The 18,659-nt window shown below is 66.9% G+C and carries 13 protein-coding genes, 1 tRNA gene and 2 pseudogenes; 8 read left to right on the plus strand and 8 right to left on the minus strand.

From position 1 onward, the window contains the following. Positions 1-911 precede the first annotated feature (911 nt). The 3 genes from O3W51_RS43870 (at position 912) to O3W51_RS43880 (ending at position 7,012) form a co-directional block, all read left to right on the plus strand. Positions 912-4,349 carry a serine/threonine-protein kinase gene (locus tag O3W51_RS43870; protein WP_269289392.1) on the plus strand — a complete coding sequence of 1,146 codons (3,438 nt, stop codon included), beginning with the start codon at positions 912-914 and terminating at the stop codon, positions 4,347-4,349. Beyond that, a complete protein-coding gene (locus O3W51_RS43875) occupies positions 4,330-5,733 on the plus strand; it encodes a hypothetical protein (RefSeq protein ID WP_269289394.1) in 1,404 nt (467 codons plus the stop codon). The genes O3W51_RS43870 and O3W51_RS43875 overlap by 20 nt, the downstream gene beginning before the upstream one ends. 106 nt (positions 5,734-5,839) lie before the next feature. After that, positions 5,840-7,012 (plus strand): damage-control phosphatase ARMT1 family protein, encoded by a 1,173-nt coding sequence (locus O3W51_RS43880; RefSeq protein WP_269289395.1) that lies wholly within the window; start codon positions 5,840-5,842, stop codon positions 7,010-7,012. Between the two features lie 68 nt (positions 7,013-7,080). On the opposite strand, the gene O3W51_RS43885 is transcribed toward O3W51_RS43880, so the two are convergent. The 7 genes from O3W51_RS43885 to O3W51_RS43915 all read right to left on the minus strand — a co-directional run bounded on the left by O3W51_RS43885 (position 7,081) and on the right by O3W51_RS43915 (position 13,347). Beyond that, the gene (locus O3W51_RS43885; RefSeq protein WP_269289397.1) at positions 7,081-7,491 is read right to left on the minus strand and encodes a hypothetical protein; all 411 of its coding nucleotides are present in this window, start codon (positions 7,489-7,491) and stop codon (positions 7,081-7,083) included. A gap of 66 nt (positions 7,492-7,557) precedes the next feature. After that, a complete protein-coding gene (locus O3W51_RS43890; RefSeq protein ID WP_269289399.1) occupies positions 7,558-9,279 on the minus strand; it encodes a relaxase/mobilization nuclease domain-containing protein in 1,722 nt (573 codons plus the stop codon). Next, positions 9,276-9,998: a plasmid mobilization protein gene (locus O3W51_RS43895; RefSeq protein WP_269289401.1), complete on the minus strand. Its 723-nt coding sequence runs from the start codon at positions 9,996-9,998 to the stop codon at positions 9,276-9,278. Before O3W51_RS43895 ends, O3W51_RS43890 begins: the two co-directional genes overlap by 4 nt. 233 nt (positions 9,999-10,231) lie before the next feature. Further along, positions 10,232-11,050, minus strand: coding sequence for a DUF2637 domain-containing protein (locus tag O3W51_RS43900; RefSeq protein ID WP_269289403.1), 819 nt, complete (start codon positions 11,048-11,050; stop codon positions 10,232-10,234). A 96-nt stretch (positions 11,051-11,146) separates the two neighbouring features. Further along, a complete protein-coding gene (locus tag O3W51_RS43905; RefSeq protein ID WP_269289409.1) occupies positions 11,147-11,797 on the minus strand; it encodes an ATP-binding protein in 651 nt (216 codons plus the stop codon). Between the two features lie 71 nt (positions 11,798-11,868). After that, a complete protein-coding gene (locus O3W51_RS43910; protein ID WP_269289405.1) occupies positions 11,869-12,780 on the minus strand; it encodes a hypothetical protein in 912 nt (303 codons plus the stop codon). Between the two features lie 336 nt (positions 12,781-13,116). Next, positions 13,117-13,347 carry a hypothetical protein gene (locus tag O3W51_RS43915; protein ID WP_269289407.1) on the minus strand — a complete coding sequence of 77 codons (231 nt, stop codon included), beginning with the start codon at positions 13,345-13,347 and terminating at the stop codon, positions 13,117-13,119. 97 nt (positions 13,348-13,444) lie between these two features. Between O3W51_RS43915 and O3W51_RS43920 the strand changes: the two are divergent. Further along, positions 13,445-13,807 (plus strand): annotated as a pseudogene (locus tag O3W51_RS43920) (helix-turn-helix domain-containing protein); the annotation flags it as partial. A 167-nt stretch (positions 13,808-13,974) separates the two neighbouring features. Beyond that, positions 13,975-15,462, plus strand: a pseudogene (locus O3W51_RS49160) (site-specific integrase); the annotation flags it as partial. A gap of 171 nt (positions 15,463-15,633) precedes the next feature. Here O3W51_RS49160 and O3W51_RS43930 read toward each other — a convergent pair. Further along, a tRNA-Thr gene (locus O3W51_RS43930) sits at positions 15,634-15,707 on the minus strand. A gap of 214 nt (positions 15,708-15,921) precedes the next feature. Here O3W51_RS43930 and O3W51_RS43935 point away from each other — a divergent pair. The 3 genes from O3W51_RS43935 to O3W51_RS43945 all read left to right on the plus strand — a co-directional run bounded on the left by O3W51_RS43935 (position 15,922) and on the right by O3W51_RS43945 (position 18,503). Continuing rightward, the gene (locus O3W51_RS43935) at positions 15,922-17,040 is read left to right on the plus strand and encodes an ABC transporter ATP-binding protein (protein ID WP_164295044.1); all 1,119 of its coding nucleotides are present in this window, start codon (positions 15,922-15,924) and stop codon (positions 17,038-17,040) included. A 253-nt stretch (positions 17,041-17,293) separates the two neighbouring features. Next, complete coding sequence (locus tag O3W51_RS43940) at positions 17,294-17,707, plus strand: hypothetical protein (RefSeq protein WP_138354090.1); 414 nt, start codon at positions 17,294-17,296, stop codon at positions 17,705-17,707. Positions 17,708-17,777: 70 nt separating this feature from the next. Continuing rightward, complete coding sequence (locus O3W51_RS43945; protein ID WP_138354089.1) at positions 17,778-18,503, plus strand: nucleotidyltransferase family protein; 726 nt, start codon at positions 17,778-17,780, stop codon at positions 18,501-18,503. The last annotated feature ends 156 nt before the right edge of the window (positions 18,504-18,659 follow it).

The raw sequence follows: 18,659 nt of genomic DNA on the forward strand, positions 1-18,659 counted from the left end.
CGGGCCACCTCATGATCATCTGGCTTAGACACCACAATGATCACGAAGCCCGTGCCTGCTCTGCTATGCGCCCCAACCGGTCACAACCCGACCAGCCGCACGACCCCGGAACTTGCAACCGCCCTGGCTCTCCTCCCCCGAACTCCGTGCTGCCATCAACCGGAGTCGCTGCGTGGGACTGTCCACCCGTGGTGTGTCGTTGTCCGCCGCTAGGACCTGCGGCGTGATGACATCCTGCCGCCGTGTTGCGGACCAATGACCTGTGCCGCGCACTGATACGCGGCGGCTCATCCAGACCACGGCCTACCGTGGTCCTCGGCGGCCCGCACCAGTCTGGTCCTAGCGTCCCACGCCCTGGCGTGGCACCCGGCAATCGAGTCTCCCCGTACTGGAGGGCTGCTCGCCGAGAGCTGTGCAGCCTTCTGCACGCTGTGGCGTTCCTGGGCGACGCAACGACGTTTCAGTTTGATAGGTGTCGACGCAGGCGGGACTGGTGCGGTAGATCGTGATCTCGCGTAGGAACTGGGTTCCTGAACCTTGAGGGTCACCGATGCGGTGACCGCCTCCCGGGTTGCCGCTCGCTCGGCCGACCTGCGCCTGTGCGCATCCATGGCCGAGAGGTCGAGCACCGCGGTCGTAGCTTCAGCCAGCCAACGCCAGGTTGGTGGTATCGCGCCCTCGGCGGTCCCTGAATGCTGGCCCGTCGCATGACGGAGCATCTGCGTTGATGATCACACAGGCGGACCGCGACGCTGGGCGAATCGTGCCCGTCGACGAGGACCTGCGGCATTGACTCGACTGACGGATTCACCTCCGGGGCAAGCTAGTTCGGACCCCACAGATGTCAGACCGCGCGAGTAGAGTCGCCTCCACACGAGGCGGGGCCAGGTCTGTCGGAGAGGGAGTGTCGCGTGGAGCGAGAGATGATCAATGGTCGCTTCATGTTGCTCGGAGACGCACCGCGGTCTGGCGGTCAGTCGGAGGTCCGTAAAGCCATTGACGCCACCAGTGCATCGGGCGATTTCGCTGCGATCAAGTTGCTGAAGCAGATCCAGGAAGACGAACTCATCGAGACCTTCCTGGAGCGCGAGACAGAGACATTGAAGGCCCTTCGGCACCCCAACATCGTCCGCCTTCTGGATTCCGGGTGGTCACAGACACGCGGGCAGCACTTCTTGGCTCTTGAGTGGGTAGATCGCAGTCTCAAGGATGACCGAGACGGTGGGAAGGAGTTCGACTGGCCGTCCTATTTCGAGGAGATCGCTAGACCCTTGGCCAGTGCCCTGGCTCATGCCCACAGCAGGGAGATCGAGCATCGCGACATCAAGCCAGGGAACGTCCTCATCACGGCTGACGGCTTTCTCAAACTCGCGGACTTCGGCATCGCCAAGATTCGATCCAAGATCACCGATCCAACGCAGACAGTGGCCGCCTTCCGTTCGGGACTGTACGCACCCCCCGACCTCGACGACTCGGTCCCATATATCCGTGACGTGTTCGCCTTCGGGGTCTTGGCGGTGCAAGTCCTCTCTGGCGAACGGGCGGTGGAGTACTCCGATCTCGCTCCTGTGCTTGACGGCCTGCACGGCATCCCGCACGAGTTCCGGACGATCTTGCAGGCTTGCATTGCCCTTGACCGTGAGGATCGCCCGGAGAATTGCGCGGTGCTGGAGCAGCGCCTCCTGGAGGCACAGCAGGTATGCGGGGACCGCCAGGCGCGCGATGGCCACGCAATATGGATCAAACTCACCCGTGGCGCTGCAGCTTCCCTCACAGGTGTTCCGAAGGAGGGCCCGGTCGAATTCGCCCAGGCTGAAGCCATTGTCCTGAGCGACTTGAGCGATGTGGTGCACGTCGACTATGGGTTCAATGCAGAGAGCAAGGAGACAGACAAGGACACTCTGGTGCTTGTCGGTCGCTCCTGGTGTCTGAAGCTCATCTCGGACTCTGAGTACAGCGATCGAACACTGATCGTCTTCGCATCAGCAAAGGACGAAGTCTGGCTCGCCCGTTGGCGGGAGCGAGCCTGCCTGTTGGGGCGGAAGCTGCGTTGGTCGTTCACGGATCCGGGCGAAGACGTGGCGTACAAAGGTCTCAATCTGATGCTGGACCTTCTAGACCAGCACCGTGCCGACAAGGACGCCGCCGAAGCTGCCCGAGACTCGCACAGCCTTGGAGACCTACTCGACGGATGGCGCCGGCTCCTCGATGCCCGCGAAGACCTCGCGCGTGGGCAACGAAAGCCACTTGCATATGAGAGCTTTACACGTAAAGGGCGCACCGTCGAGTTTCAGCTCTATCAGTCATGCGATACCGAGATGCTGGGTGACGATTGGGAGGTTGCCGAGTCCGCACAGGGGCGTCCAACCGAGCGCGGTGAGGTTGTCAAGCAGTCGGAAACTGCGGTTGATATTCGCTTCAGACGCCCGGGCGTTAAGCTGCCCCCTCGTGGTGTCCTGGTGCCCTACTTGGGGCCGAGCCGTACCGCCCTGCAACGTCAGTATGACGCGCTCGCCAATGTAAGTGCGGACCAGACTGCGAACCCGCTCCTGCGGTCCATTATCGAGGACCCAGAATCCCTCACCGTCGGCGCTGCGACGGAGATTCCCTCGTGGCTACGTCAGGATCTTGACCCCAGCAAACGCGACGTTGTCCGACACGCCCTGGGCTCACAGGACCTACTGCTGGTGGAAGGTCCCCCCGGTACCGGGAAGACCACTGTGATCGCTGAGATCGTCCGACAGACTCTGCGTCGAGACTCTAAAGCAAGAATCCTCATCGTGAGCCAGACTCATATCGCGATCGACAATGCGCTCCAGAGACTGGAGCAAGCAGGCATATCTGGCCTAGTGCGTCTGGGACGAGCCGACGACCCGCGCGTCGCAGCGAACGCTCAGCATCTGCTTCTCGATAAGCAGCTAAAGCGCTGGTCCCGGGAGGTTCGAACTCGCGCCGCCACCTATCTGGACAAGTTGGCCAGCCAAAGCGGTCAGAATGCGCGCCACCTCCAAGCCGCTCTCAGTCTGGGAGAACTCACCTCAGTCCTTGCGAACATGGAGCACGTCCGCAAGCACATCGAGGATCTGTCCGGACAGCCGGCACCCGAGCGGACGACCGCTGCCAGGAGCTTTGCCGAGGAGATTGTCACAGCGCGTGGTCGGCTTGACGATCTAGCTGACCAGAGGGCCGAGATCTTCACCCGCGTACTGCAACAACTTCAAGGTGACCTGACTCTTCGTGACAACCTCACAGTCGACGAGGCACAGGCGGCCGTGGATGCCTTGATCGGTGCGTCGCATTCGGGCCCTCGCTTGATGGAGTTGCTCAGCCTGCAAGGTGACTGGCTGCAGCGAATCGAGACTGACCAGCAGCTGGAGGGAGCCTTCCTCAAGACGTGCCAGGTCGTCGCCGGGACTGCCATTGGCTTTCTAGGTCGCCCGGCCGCCCGCGATCTGGAGTTCGACCTCTGTATCTTCGATGAGGCGTCCAAGGCCACTGCCACGGAAGCACTCGTCCCTATGGCCAGGGCGCGCCGCTGGATTCTCGTGGGCGATACCCGGCAGCTTCCGCCGATGCACGAGGACCTCCTGCGGGATGAAAAGATCATGAATGACCACCAGCTCACCCCTGAGCTGGTAGAGACCACCCTCTTCCAATACCTCGTGGAACGCACGCAGCCTCCGGTGCGGCACCTGTTGCGGGAGCAATACCGCATGGTCCCAGCGATCGGGAACTTGATCTCTACCGTCTTCTATGACGAACAGCTGCTCTCCCCGAGCAAGGAGCAGCTGCCTGGCTACGGCGATCTGAACAAACCCGTCCTCTGGCTCGATACGTCCCGACTCGGAACTGAACGTCGCGAAAGCGAGCGAACCGCCGGAAATCGCAGCATTGCCAATCGCGCTGAAGTGAAGCAGGCGATAATGCGCCTGGAGATACTTGACAAGGCCATCAGCCGAGGACTTATCAGGCCGAGCAATGGAACTAAGCTCGATGTGCTGTTGATTGCTCCCTATGGCCGGCAAGTGGAAGAGCTGAAGCGCCGCTTGGCGACGGTCTCTCTGTCCCATATGGTTCCCGACGTGCTATCAGTCGATGCCGTGCAGGGGCGCGAGTGTGACTTGGCTGTTTTCACCGTCACACGGAGCAATGATCGCTCCGACTTCGGCTTCCTGGGCCAGCCCTACTGGCGCCGCATTAATGTGGCGTTGTCGCGTGCCCGCTTTGGCCTGATCGTCGTCGGCGACGCCGAATTCTGTCGAGGCAAGCCCGGCGCACTCAGCGATGTCCTCCAGTACATGCGCGAGCACCCAGAGGAGTGTGAAATCCGTGAAGCTGACCGCGTTTAGCCCTGATAGTTTGCTGGCGTTGCGATTCCAAAATGCCCGCCCTGGCCTGGACCTCATTGCGGTAGTCGATGCGGCGATCCCAGTCTCCTTGGTAACTGCGGACGTCCTAGCCCAAGACCGTAAGCCATTGCCTTTGCTCGACGAGTTTGTCCTGCGCTTCGTGGACGCTGATGTGACTTCACGAGAAGACCTTACGGGCATTCTTGGCCTGCCCACGGAAATGGTGACAGGGGTTGTAGCCGATCAATTCTCAGCCGACAATCTGGCTTACGCGCGTCCTGGGCAGCAAGGGTCAAAGCTGCAACTTACCGCTCGTGGCAAGCGGATAGCGCAGGACTTGGCATCCATTGCGCCGGTGAACGTCGAGCTGCCGCTCGTGTTCGACCGTCTGTTGTGGAAGACCGAGCCATATGACCGAAACGTGGTCATCTCCCGGCGTGATGCCGAGGAGAGCGATATGCTCCTACTGCCCACAAAGGGCACGGAGTCGATCTCTGCCGTTGATGTCACTCCCGGCGACATCAACGCACTACTCCGCAGTCAGGGCAACGTCGAGCGAGAGGTACTCGTCGTCAGGCGGGCGACTGCGAACAAGGCCCGTCGCTTCATGCCGGCCAAGGTTCTGGTCTTCGCCGATGCAGGCCGCTCTGATATCCAGCTCGCCGTGGTTGTAGACGAGGAGCTCAGCAGTAGACACGAGCATATGCTGCTCAATCTTGGAGGCGCGGAGGCTCTGGGCATCCGCGTGGACCCCCCTGAGCAGCGACCTCAAATTGATCCAGAACTGGAGAAGGTCCGGGTTCCGCTCGACGAAGTCACCCGACTGCGCGCCGAGACTGCGGCTGCCAGGATCGAGCCGAGCTTGGTTCCTGCCACGGATCCTGCTCTCTCAAAGCAAGCTGCCCCAGAAGGCAACTATGAAGTCCGTGCAATCGGAGTCTTCGAGCACCCGGACCTCTTGGAGGAGGCCCTGACCTCAGCAACCCGACGTATTCTGCTCATCTCGCCGTGGGTCAAGAACGGGATCGTCACCACGGACTTCCTAATGAAGCTTGAAGACCGCCTGCGGCGCAATGTCGCTGTCCACATCGCCCACGGCATTGGGACAGACGACAACGGCTCGCATGCGGGTGCACTACGGAAATTGGAGAATCTTGCTCAGCGATATCCTGAGAAGTTCACTTTCTCGCGCTTGAGGAGCACCCACGCGAAGATCCTCATCTTCGACGACACATGGATCAACACCAGCTTCAACTGGCTCTCATTCAGCGGCTCCCGGGACCGGACGTACCGCATGGAGGAGGGCACCCTCGTACGTGGAACTAATATCGCAGATGAGCACTACCAGCGCTACCTGTCGAGGATTCAACAGGACTCCGTGTAGGCCGCCTTGAGCCCTGCCTAATACTGCATCCCCGCAGCTGACCGGGCTGGTGCCGGTCCGCTCACGGGTACGGTGACGGCCGACGAGGAGAAGGACGAGCCTGAACGTGCCCACTGCACCCACGATCTTGAGTGATATCCCTGGTTCCTTCGCCTGGGGCGTCTTCCATGAGCGGCACCCGAAGCTGGTCCAGCAGGTGCTCGACGCTCTGCCGTACGGGCCGACGGAGCGGGCAGCGGTCGAGGAGCTCCTCTCCGAGAGCACCAGCGGCGTGTTGCAGCTGCTCGACAAGAGCGCCCACGATCACCAGCAGTGGCTGGAGTGGGGCGAGGGATTGTTCGGGCGGCCGTGGGGTGAGGCGCCGTTCCTGTGGGCTGAAAGCTACTTCTACCGCAGGCTGCTCGAGGCCACCGGCTTCTTCCGGCCCGGGGCTTGGCAGGGCATTGATCCGTTCGCGCCGTTCAAGAGCGCTGAACTGGCCGGCGCGTCCGTCGACGACGAGTTGGCGGCTCTTCGCGACCTGTCGTCGCTTCCTGCCGAGGAGCGAGCCGGGGTGCTGCTCTTGTCAGCGCTCTGGGGAAACCGGGCGGATCTCAGCTTTCAGATCACCGCCTCGGCGCAGACCGTCGAATCCTCCGCCCTCATCGCGGACGACAGCCCAGTCCTCTGGTCCACACTCGCTGCGGCGAGCAACCCGAAGGTCTGCGTCATCGCGGACAACGCTGGACGGGAGCTGCTGCCCGACCTCGTCCTGATCGACCACCTCCTCACGGGCGGGTTGGCTGCCGAGGCCGTCCTGTACGTCAAGCCTTCCCCCTACTACGTGTCGGATGCGACCACCGCCGACGTACTCGCGACGATCGAGCGCCTTTGCGCTGGGCCAGGGCAGGAGGCGGAACTGATCGGCCGCCAGCTCTGGCGGGGGCTGAACAACGGCACCTTCGTCATTCGCACGCATCAATTCTTCTGCGCGCCGCTGCCGTTCCACCAGCTGCCCGCCGACCTCAGGGCCGAGCTCTCCGCTGCCACGATGACGATCCTCAAGGGCGACCTGAACTATCGCCGCCTCGTGGGGGACCAGCTCTGGGACGCCACAGTGCCGTTCGCTGAGAGGGTCGAATACTTTCCCTCTTCGGTAGCGGCCCTGCGCACGCTGAAGTCGGACGTCATCGTGGGCCTCGAAGGACCGGTGGTCGCCGGGCTGGAGGTCACCGGGGAGCCATGGCGCACGAGCGGCAAATACGGCCTCATCCAGGTCCACGCCCGGACGCAGCGCTGACGCTGAGCCCTTGTTGGCAGGGGCCCTGCTGGGCCGGGCAGCCGTTGTGGGGGCTGCCCAGCACGTTGTCAGCGGAAGTCCTCCTCGGTTGTGCAACTCGCCAGGAATTTGGCCTGGGCGGATTCGGGGCGGGACTCGAAGGCGGTCAGGCCCGCGAGCGTGGCATCGAGCAGGTCGAGGGGGTTGCCGCTGTTAGGTCGGGCGGTGCCGGTTGTCACGATGGCGGTCAGTGCCTGGACGAGCGGAATGAGGCACGGGTCGAGTGCGACGTCGCCGCACGTGTAGCCCGCGAGCCATTCCAGGGAGGCGGTCATGGTGCAGTCGTCCTGGACGGCCCAGAACGACTGGCCAAGGAGGGCGCTGACAGCGGCGCGGATGCGGGCGAGGGTTTCGGGGTCGGTCAACCAGAACGGGGAGTGACCTGCCTTCACGGTGCACTCGTGCTCGATACCGGCGTCGAAGGTGTAGGGCGGGATCATGGCGGGTGTCCTTCCTTAGGGGTGTAGCGCTGCCGGGATCGGCGGCGCCGGTCTTGTGGGCGGTGGTTACCGCCGGGGCCGGTGGGCTGGGGGCATGGGTGCCGTTGCCGGCCTGGGGGTCTGCGGAGCCGATGTCCGGGCGGGCTTCCTCTGGGTCGGCGGGACGACGGCCGACGCGGTGGGGAGGTTGGCGTTGCGGCGGATGCGCCAGGTCAGGACGGAGCTTGCGGAGTCGGCCGTGGCGATCTCCCGCGCATTGAATGCGTCACGCAGTACGTCCACGGGTGGCTGGCCCTGGGCGGCTGCCTGGGCGAGGGTCGCCGCGAGCGCGTTCCAGCCGGGTTCGGCCAGCACGCGTGCCGCGAGCTCGGGGGGTAGGGCTTGGTGGACTGCTTGGGCGTGTTGGTTGCGTACCGCGGGTGGTAGCTGTTCGCCGTGCAGGGTCAGGTTTGCCAGCGGCTTCACGGAGACCGTGAGATAGGTGGCGCGCAGGTGGTCGGCGGCGGCGCGGGCCGCGTTCGCCTGCTGGCGATGGCCGTGGGCCTCGTGCCATCGGTAGGCCGCGATCACGAGCAGCACCATGGTGCTCAGCACCATCGCGGTCCCATCGGCGTCTTTACCGCGTCCGAGGGCCGGTCCGCCGTCGAGCAGTGTCCGCGCTGCACATCGCAGGGCACGCAGTTGCTGGTCGGCGGCCCTGTCGTGGACGTAGGCCGCCTGCCCGTACGCCCTCGCGGCCTGGCGCAACTGGGCGCGCGTCGCGCCCAAGTGGACCTGTGGGAGGACGTCGAGGATTTCCCCGAGGCCGGCGCTGATTGCGGTCGCGGTTGGCTCGTCGATTTCCTGGACGGGGAGGGAGGTGATGACGTGCAGTGCCTGCTCGGCCGAACGGTCGGCCTTGCGGTGAGCGTCGGCAGCCCCTGTGACGGCGACGGTGGTGGCTCCGGTGTGGAGGCGTGCGCGGATCTTGGGCAGGGTCAGGTCCGGGCCCAGTTGGGTACCGGGAAACCACAGGGGTTCGCCGTTGGCCTTGCGTTCGCCGGGCAGGGCGAAGGAGTAGCCCCTGGCGTCTCCGGAGGGCAGTCGGTGGATCTTCACGCGCACGCCGTGGTCGGCGAGACGGGCGAGGATTTCTTCCTCGGTGACGGCTCCCGCGAGGGACTCGCGCACAGCGGAGCGCAGAGTCTGCCGAGAGGGTTCGGGTTTGCCCAGCCGCTTGGCCTTGTGCAGTTCCGCGCGGGTGGCACGGCGGGGTGAGGTGCGGTGGCCGCTGGGGGTTCGGTCGACCTGGCGCAGCCCAAAATCCGTCTCGATGCTGCTGAGTTCGGTCATGACACGGTGCCAGTCCCGGTGCAGGCGGGCGTGGGTGAGGTCGGCGCGGACGGTGGTGGCGACGATGTGAACGTGGTCCTCGGCATGTCGGACCACCACCCAGCGGCAGCCGTCCGGATCCCCTGCCGGGGCGATGCCGGAAGCCTCCATGACGCGGCGGGCGACCTGTTCCCATTCCGGGTCGCTGAGGTGCCGGTCCTCGGGGGCCGCGCGCAGCGAGCAGTGCCACACGTGCTCCTTCGGGGCACGCTTGCCGGCCTGGACTACCCGCAGGTCCAGGATCTTCGCGAGCTGGTCCAGGGCCTGTTCGGGGTCGGTGGCCCGGCCCGGGTCGGGCAGCAGTTCCTCGAACCCTGCGACGGTGTGCTGGTGGGTGTGCTCGTCCACGTCGCCGGGGCCGTAGACGTAGGCCAGGACACCGCGGGTGCGGTCGCCCCGGCTGATGCTGGCGATCACCCTCGCCCCCGGCGCTTGGCGATCCGGTGCGCGGCCTCGTCCAGGAGCGCCACCACGCGGGGGAGGTCCTGGCCGAGGAGGTACCCCGCAGAGTCGACGAACTGGCTGGCGGGACCGGGCACGAGGGTGCCGCCGGTGTTGAGGTGCCGGGCTATCTGGTTGAGGTTGTTCCCCCAGGCGCTCAGCTCTGCGCGCGTCGAGGCCAACTCGTCGATTGCCGCGTCCAACTGTTCGGTGCGCTGGACCGAGCCTGCGGTGGCGGTGCCGGGGGTGAGTGCGCGGCGTGCGACCAGGTGCGCGAGGGAGAGGCCGGCGGTGGCTGCCTGATCGTCGAGCTGCTGCTTCTCATGCTGGTCGAAGCGGACGGTGACGCGGGACTTCTTCTTCTGCGTGGCATCGCGCTGGCGGCGCTTGGGCTTGCGACGCGCGGCAGCGGTAGCGGACGCGCGCACAACTGGCGGCTGCTGGCAGGTAGCGGTGCGCTGCGAAGGGGGTTGCAGGTCCTGGTCGCGGCTGCCCTCGGCCGCGACCAACTCCAGGTCCGGCGCCCCCGCCGGCCCACCCCCGCCCCCCTGGGCGGGGGCCTGCGCCTGCGACCGCCCGTAGGGCGGTCGCAGGCTCTTGCTGGCTCCGCATGTGGTCGGCACCGATGCATCCGTAACTTCGACGCCGGAGTGGGGAGCTGATGTGCTGGTGTTCGTGGAGTTGATCTCGCGCATGCTCGGCTCCTGGGTGTCGCTCTGCGGGAAATTGGCCGAGGTCGGACGGCTCTGCGGCTGTGTAGGGGCGGGGGTCGATCCGTGGCGCGCTGCTGAGGGCGTACCGCCGTGGGCCCGTCATGGACCGTGGCTGTCCTTGCGGACGGGGTGACCGGAGAAAGCACGGCCGGGTGGGTCGGGTGATCGGAACCCTTCCGATCACCCCAACCGCCGAGGACAGCGGCCGTCTGCGGTCAGTCGGCGCTGCTGTCCAACACTTCGTCTTCCTCTTCGCGCAGGCGGTTCATGAGCTCAGTGAGGCGTTCGCCGCCGAGGGTGAGTCCGGCGCTTCGGACGGCGTCCCGAACGACCCGGCGCGAGCTCTTCCCCTCTTCAGCGGTTGCCCTCCGGGCCAGGACCATCAGCTCGTCCATCTCCGCGCCCGGCGGCCGACCGATGCGCCGGATGTCGCCAGGGACTGGGACCAGGGGTTCCGGCGGGGCTGCGGTGAGAGGCAGTTGCTGGGCCTTCGTCGGAGCTTCAGCGGCGGCGGTGCGGAGCTGCTGCACGTGGGGCGCGTCCGGTGGGCCGATGTCCTGTTCGGAAGGCTGGCTCTCCTGCTCGGGCGTTCCGGCTGGGTGGCGGGCGATCAGGATGTACAGGTGGACCGCTCCGGCCAGGGCGAGCGGGGCCAGGACGGACAGGGTGCCGACCGTGGTGTCGCCGAGCCGCAATCCGGAGACCGGGTGGTGCTGTTGGTTGAGCCGGACGGCGTGGAGGGCGTTGGCCCAGATGCTTGCGGCTGTCGCGGAGCCGAAGAGGGTCCAGACGTAGAGGCGGGCGGCGAAGGGGGCGGTGCGCAGGACCAGCAGGGCGCGGACGCCGTAGGCGATGAAGCCGTCGATCACGAGCGGGAAGAGGTAGGTGAGGATTCCACGGACGTGGATGGCGACGGCCATCTGCTGGAGGGCGTCGTACGACAGAGCGCATCCAGCGGCGCCGAGCGCGAAGATCGCGGCACGGTCCCAGCCCTGCATGCGGGCAGGCGGTAGCGCGGTGTTGGCGGTGGGCATGTGGGGTCTCCGATCGCCCTCCGGGGCGCGCAGGGGTCAGCGCGGGCGCGGCCCGGAGGGTGGTGGGGCAGGTGATGGGCAGAGGCGGACGGCTGGTTAGGCGGTGTGCCTTCTGCGGTCGGGGCCGGTCAGGACGGCCCGTTCGGTCATCTCCGCGAGGCGGGAGGCGATGCGGTCGCCGAGGATCGTGCGGATCTCACGGATCGGGACGTTGGTGGTGAAGAGCGTTGGCAGGATCTGCTCGTAACGGTGGTTGATGAGCCGGTAGGTCAGCTCTTCGGTCCACTCACTGGTTTTGGCCGCGCCCAAGTCGTCGATCATGAGGAGCGGGCAGCGGGCCAGGTCGCGCATCTCCCGTTCGCTGTCGTGGCCTTGACGGGGCCGCTGAGCGGCGTACAGGTCGGCGGCGGTGATCGACTGCCACCGCAGGCGCACACCGGCCTGTACGAGGCCACGTACGGCTCCGTATGTCTGGTGGGTCTTGCCGGTGCCGGTGGGGCCAGCGATCAGCAGCGACGGGCCGGTGGCGATGCCCGGTGCGCCACCGGGTCCCGGCCTGGCAGCCAGGGTGACGTGCCGGACCCACGTGGCGACCTCCGGGTGGTCGGCCGTGGCCTGGCGGTAGCGCGGCGGAATCCGACGCTCGGCCAGTTCCAGCACGGCCGGTTGACGATCGGAATCCGCGTTGGATCCTTCGGCTTCCAACCGGTCGGGATCCAAGCCGCGCGTGGCCAGGAGGCGCTGCATGCGGGCATGCAGGGCGGTGCCGGCCTGCTGGGGGTCGCGGTCGGGCTGCTGGCGGGGCTGGTGGCGGCGGATCACAGTTCGCCCCCGTACGCAGCTGCGGCGTCGGCGGGGTTGGTCCACGCCCGGTGCGGTGAGCCACCGGGCTGGGTCGCGTTCATGACCTCGTTGACCAGGCTGGGCAGGACGCTGGGGTGCATCGGCTTGGTCCGGAAGCGGTCCAGGGAGGCGCGGATGTGCGCGGGGTCGATGCCTTCGGCGAGGAGCTGGTTGATCTCTCGGCCGAGGTGACCGAGGACCTTGCCCGGGGGCCTGGCCGCGCAGCCTGCCACGTATTCGGCGATGAGCTGCTGAGCGGAGACGGCGTCCGGTGCGGGGGCGCTCGCGCCCCCCGTAAGGAAAGATCCTAGATCCAAGATCCTAGGTCCTAGATCCGGACCCTGAGGGCTCACCGCTTCCTCCGTGATCCCTCCCTGAGGACTCACTGAGCCCTCACTGAATGCCGCTTGACCTGCTGTTTCTTGATTCAGTGAGGGCTCGCGTATGTCTCGCGAGGACTCATCGAGGTTTCGGTGAGGGCCCGATGAGCCCTCCGTGATCCCTCCATGAGGGCTCAGTGAGGGCTCACTGAATGGGGCGCCGTCGTGGGTAGGGCAGGCCGGTGCGCGGGTGCCGCTGGGCCGGTTGATCTTCTGGTGCTTGTGCCAGGTGACGAGGTGCAGGTATCGCTTCCCGTCGCCGCCCGCGTATCGGCAGATCAGCCCGGCGCCGTCGAGCCGGGCCAGGTCCTCCTCGACGTGCACGGGGGTGTGTTCGGCGCGCAGCGGCCACAGCAGGCCGGTGATGACGGCGGCGTTGTCACGGAAACGGCCGTGGTCGTCGACCTGGGTGAGCAGGCCGGTGAAGGTCCGCTCGGCGGTGAGGGACACCGACGCGAGGGACTCGGAGATGAACATCTCCGGCTTGATGGTGCGGATTCGGGCCACCGGTCAGCGCCCCGCATTCGCGGTCGGGCGGTGCGACGGGGATGCGGGAGGGATAGGGCGGGTCGTACTGTGGGGCACAGAAGCTCCTCACGGCGGGCTCGGAGCTGGTACTCCGGCGCGCTGGTTGGTCGTTCAGCGATGGGCGGTTACGAGGGTTCTGCTGGGCCCTCGGCGTTCGTAGCGCCGGGGGCTTCTTTCTGCCCAGATCGAGAGCTTGCTCGGAAGTTGTCCCGAGGCGCCGGGGTCGGCGCGACCAGGACCATACGACCGGATTCCGGCACAGTCCATCGGTTCTGCGTTCTCTCGACACACCTCCGTGGACGCGGCGTTGCCCCCTCACGCCGTCAGGCCCAGCACCGCCTGCAGATCCGCCGTCACCACGCGGTAGGCGTTGCCCAACCGGAGGACCTTGCACGGGTACAGGCCACGGCGCGCCAGGTCGTACCCCTTGCTCCGCCCCAGCCCCAGAGCCCGGTTGCCCGTCTCCAGGTCGACTGCGGCAGGCAGGGAGAGCAGCTCTTCGCGGCCCATGCCCTCCACCGTCTGGGTCATCTCGTTCTCGCGCATCACGCGACTCCGCTCCTCGACTGAGCCCTCGGCGAACGCGTACTCGCATCCGACTCCAAGCCATCGGAAATGAGTGTGACGAAGCTATTGTGTCGCCGTGACACAACACGATGTCGACCATGAAGACAAGAACGTCCTGGAGTGGGCTGACCAGGTCGTCGCCACCGTGGCGGCAGAGGTTCGGCGGCGAAGAAAGGATCTCGGCATGAGCGGCGAGGACCTGGCGCGCGCCTGCGCGGAGATCGGCTATCCCATCCCCCGGAACGTCATCGCCAACATGGAGTCCGGGCGCCGCACGACCTTGCCGCTGGTGGAGGTGATGGTTCTCGCCGAGGCGCTGCACACCTACCCGATCTCCCTGATCTACCCCGTCGGACACACCGAAAAGGCGCAGGCCCTCCCCCACCGCGACGCCGTCTCCACCTGGGACGCCTTGCAGTGGTTCACCGGCGAGGAGGAGTCCTTCATGGGGTCCACCCTCAGCCACTTCCGTCGTCGGCCACGCCCGACCTGGTCGTACGACGCCGAGGGGAACACCGTCTGGTCCCACCACACCCCTGAGGCCCACCCGGACGAGAAGCCGGGCAGCGAATGATCAACGACCAACGCACCTAAGGAGAAGTTCGCTTGAAGGGCTCCACCTATCGCCGCTGCTACTGCCGCGACGCCGGGACCGGCAGGCCGCTCGGCAAGTCATGTCCGAAGCTCAAGGCCCGCAAGCACGGCACCTACTCCGTCCGCCAGGAGCTGCCGCAGCGCGCCGACGGGTCGCGGCGTGCGTTCAACCGGTCCGGTTACGAGACCGTCAAGGAGGCGCAGGCCGAACTCGACCGCATACGCGCCCTGCTCGGCATCCCTGACGCCGACGACCCGGAGGCTCTGGCCGCGATCGCCGACATGCTGGAGCAGGTCGCCGACGCCAAGGCGCCGCTGCCCGGCGTCGAGGAGACCCGACGTCGCCTGCACAGCGGCCAGGAACTCACCGGCCGCCTCACGGTCGGGGAATGGCTGGAGACTTGGCTGGCGGCCAAGAAGGGGCGCCGTGGGGCCATCATGCGCGACGAGGGCATCGTCCGGCTCTACCTTCAGCCGCACCTCGGGCACCTGCGGCTGGACCGGCTGTGGGTCAGCCATCTGACGGCGATGTTCGAGACGATCGCGCAGGCCAACGTGCAGACCGCCGAGGCGAATGCGGCCCGGCGGCAGGCGATTGCGGACCTCGCCGAGATTCCCTGGAAGGGGCATGACGAGCGCGCACGGCGTAAGGCGCTCAAGGAAGCCATCGCCGCTATGCCCTCGTTCCGGCGCATCGTCGGTCCGTCCTCCCGCCAGCGGATCCGCTCCACGCTCCGCGCCGCGCTCAGCAAGGCGATCTCGCAGCAGCTGATCACCTTCAATCCCGCGTCCCACGTCGAGATGGAGTCGCGCCAGCGCCCCAAGGCGCTGATCTGGACCGACGAGCGGATCGAGTACTGGAAGCGGACGGGCGAGAAGCCCTCCCCCGTCATGGTGTGGACCCCGGAGCAGACCGGCCGCTTCCTGGACCATGCCGAGAGCGACCGGCTCTACGCGCAGTTCCACCTCATCGCCTACCGCGGGCTACGACGCGGCGAGTCCTGCGGCCAGAAGTGGACGGACACCAGCCTGGCCACCGGGACGATGACCGTGGCCAAACAGCTGGTGGTGAACGGGTGGGAGGTCTGCGAGGACGATCCCAAGACCGATGCCGGCGCCCGGACCATCACGCTCGACTCCCTGACCGTCGCTGTGCTGGAGCGGCACCGGGAGCAGCAGGACAAGGATCGGGAGGAGTGGGGCGCGGCCTGGGTGGAGACCGGGCGGATCTTCACCCGCGAGAACGGGGAGTGGCTGCACCCCTCCAACGTCACCCGGCGCTTCACGGAGCTGTACGAGGAGGCCGGCCTGCCGCCGGTCCGCCTGCACGACATGCGGCACGGGACGGCGACGCTGATCCACGCGGCGGGCGGCGACATGAAGGACATCCAGGAGACGCTCGGCCACTCCTCGATGGTCGTCAGCGCCGACATCTACACCAGCCTGCTGCCGGAATTCGACCGGGCCATCGCCGAGCGCGCCGCGCTCCTCGTACCTCGCGCCAGCAGGCAGAACGGGCCGAACGGTGCTCCCCCGTCCGACCCACGGCAGGAGCCGGATGCGCCGTCCGCTCACGCATCGCTCACGCAAGCGGCCCCGGAGGTGTCCTCCGAGGCCGTGAGCGAAGCTCCGAGGAGACCGAAACTGCAGGTCATCCAGGGCGGTAACGAGAGCCCCCTGTCGGATTCGAACCGACGACCTTCGCTTTACAAGAGCGGTGCTCTGGCCAGCTGAGCTAAGGGGGCATGGGTCCGCGGGTGGGTGGTGCGGGTGCGGGGCCAGGAGAAGTGTACTCAAGGCGGGGGGTGCCGGGTGTGGGGAAAGTCGGTGACCGGGGGCTACTGACAAAGGGGCAGGCGGCGGGTAGCGTCACGGTCAGTTCGCATATGGCGGACTAGACCAATCCTTCCTTTACTCGGATCGTCCGGCACGTTCCTGCCGGTGAGGGGTGCAACAGCTATGGCTACTGTCACGTTCGACAAGGCGACCCGTATCTACCCGGGCTCGGAGAAGCCCGCGGTGGACGGCCTGGAGATCGAGGTCGGGGACGGCGAGTTCCTGGTTCTGGTCGGTCCGTCCGGCTGTGGGAAGTCGACCTCCCTGCGCATGCTCGCGGGTCTCGAGGACGTCAACGGCGGAGCGATCCGCATCGGTGAGCGCGACGTCACCCACCTGCCGCCGAAGGACCGGGACATCGCGATGGTGTTCCAGAACTACGCGCTGTACCCGCACATGACCGTCGCGGACAACATGGGCTTCGCGCTCAAGATCGCCGGCGTGAACAAGGCGGAGATCCGCAAGCGGGTCGAGGAAGCCGCGAAGATCCTGGACCTGAGCGACTACCTGGCGCGCAAGCCGAAGGCGCTCTCCGGTGGTCAGCGCCAGCGTGTCGCGATGGGCCGCGCGATCGTGCGTGAGCCGCAGGTGTTCCTCATGGACGAGCCGCTGTCGAACCTCGACGCGAAGCTGCGGGTGCAGACCCGTACGCAGATCGCCAGCCTGCAGCGCCGGCTGGGCGTCACCACGGTCTACGTCACCCACGACCAGGTCGAGGCCATGACGATGGGCGACCGCGTGGCCGTCCTCAAGGACGGGCTGCTGCAGCAGGTCGACACCCCCCGCAACATGTACGACCGCCCGGCGAACCTGTTCGTCGCCGGCTTCATCGGCTCGCCGGCCATGAACCTCGTCGAGGTCCCGATCACCGACGGCGGCGTGAAGTTCGGCAACTCGATCGTCGCCGTCGAGCGCGACGCCATCGCGGCCGCCTCCGACAAGGGCGACCGCACGGTCACCGTCGGCGTCCGCCCCGAGCACTTCGACATCGTGAACGGCGAGGCCAAGTCGCTGTCGAAGGACGAGCCGGCCGGTCTGGCCGTCACGGTCAACGTCGTCGAGGAGCTGGGCGCGGACGGCTTCGTCTACGGCAGCGCCGAGGTCAGCGGCGAGCACCAGGACCTGGTCATCCGGGTCGGCGGCCGCGAGATCCCGGAGAAGGGCTCCGTGCTGCACGTCGTGCCGCGCGGTGGCGAGGCCCACGTGTTCTCGACCTCCACCGGTGAGCGCCTCACCCGCTGACGCTCAACCCGAAGGGCCAACGTGGCCAACGGGCCAACGGGCATATAAGCAGTACGGAACGGCCGTTCGCGCAACCCGCGGGCGGCCGTTCCGCGTTGCGTCCCCGTTGATCATTCCGGTGTCGACAAATACCTACACACACCGGGCTTTTCGATCCCGTTCGTCAACCGGCCGCACCCGTATCAGCGATTCCCCTCACCCGGCAGGGTGACTAAATGTCGCCAAATCATCACCCATCGCTACGATCGCGAGCGTGAACCAGGTAGCTCGCCGCATCGGCAAGACATTCGCGCTCGTACTCCCGGTCGTCCTCGTGCTGTCCGGGACCCTCGCCGTCACCCGCGTCCCGTGGGCGACCTCGGCCTCCGAGGCCCAGGTGCTCACGGCCTCGCACGACAAACCGGAGATCGTGCCGTCCTCGAAGGAGCCGCAGGAGGTGCTGCGCACCCGACTGCTGGACGAGCTCCAGGACAAGTCCGCGAGCACTGTACTGACCGACCTGCAGGCGGAGATGGCCACCAGGCCGTCACTGGCAAAGTACTGCACGTCGATCGCCCGGTCGCTCGGCCGCGCCGCCGTCGCCAAGTACGGTCCGGTGCGCGCCCAGTCCTTCTCGCGTCCGGTGTGCGACACCTCGTTCGCGACCGGCGTCGCCTCCGTCTACTGACCATGACGGGCGTCCCCTGCCGCCCGGGGACGCCGTCATCACGCGTTCGAGGTCCCGTAGGGTGCCCAGCATGACGAACGGCGCTCCTACCGTGACCCAGGCCGTCCTCCTCGCCGGAGGGCAGGGGTCGCGACTGCGGCCCTACACCGACGACCGTCCCAAGCCGATGGTCGAGATCCCGGGCACCGGGACACCGATCATCGGCCACCAGCTCGACTGGCTGGCCGCCGAGGGCGTCACCGACGCCGTCGTCTCGTGCGGCCACCTCGCCGAAGTGCTCCAGGAGTGGCTGGACGCGGCCCGGTTGCCGCTGAACGTCACCACCGTCGTCGAGAAGGAACCGCTGGGTCGCGGCGGCGGGCTCAAGTACGCCGCCGCGTCGCTCCCGCGCCCCGACGAGCCCTGGTACGCCACCAACGGCGACATCTGGACCCGCTTCTCGCTGCGCGAGATGGCCGCGTTCCATCACGAGCGCGCCGCGGTCGCCACGCTGGCGCTGGCCCGCCCCCGGATCCCGTGGGGCGCCGTGGAGACCAACGAGTTCGGGCAGATCCTGGACTTCATCGAGGCGCCGCCCTCCCCGTTCCTGATCAACGCGGGCGTGTACGTCTTCGACCCGGAGTTCACCGGGCTGCTGCCGGACCTCGGCGACCATGAACGCACCACGTTCCCCCGGCTCGCGCGCGAACGCCGCCTCGCCGGCTTCCCGATCCCGCAGGGCGCGTACTGGCGGGCCATCGACACGGCGAAGGACCTCACCGAGGCCGCCAAGGAGCTGGCCGCTCTCAGCCGTTGAGCAACCGCTGAAGACGGACCCCCGTCCGCCCGCCGTGGCGCTGAGCGGGCCGCTGAGCCCCTCTCACGCGTTCCACCGCCTCCGGGTCGCCTACGGTCCCTCCACGGCGCCCACGGCCCCCGTACGCACATGGCGGTGGCGCCCCCCCCCCCCCGG

Origin of the sequence: Streptomyces sp. H39-C1 (genome assembly GCF_027158125.1) — a bacterium.
Lineage (GTDB): Bacteria > Actinomycetota > Actinomycetes > Streptomycetales > Streptomycetaceae > Actinacidiphila > Actinacidiphila fildesensis.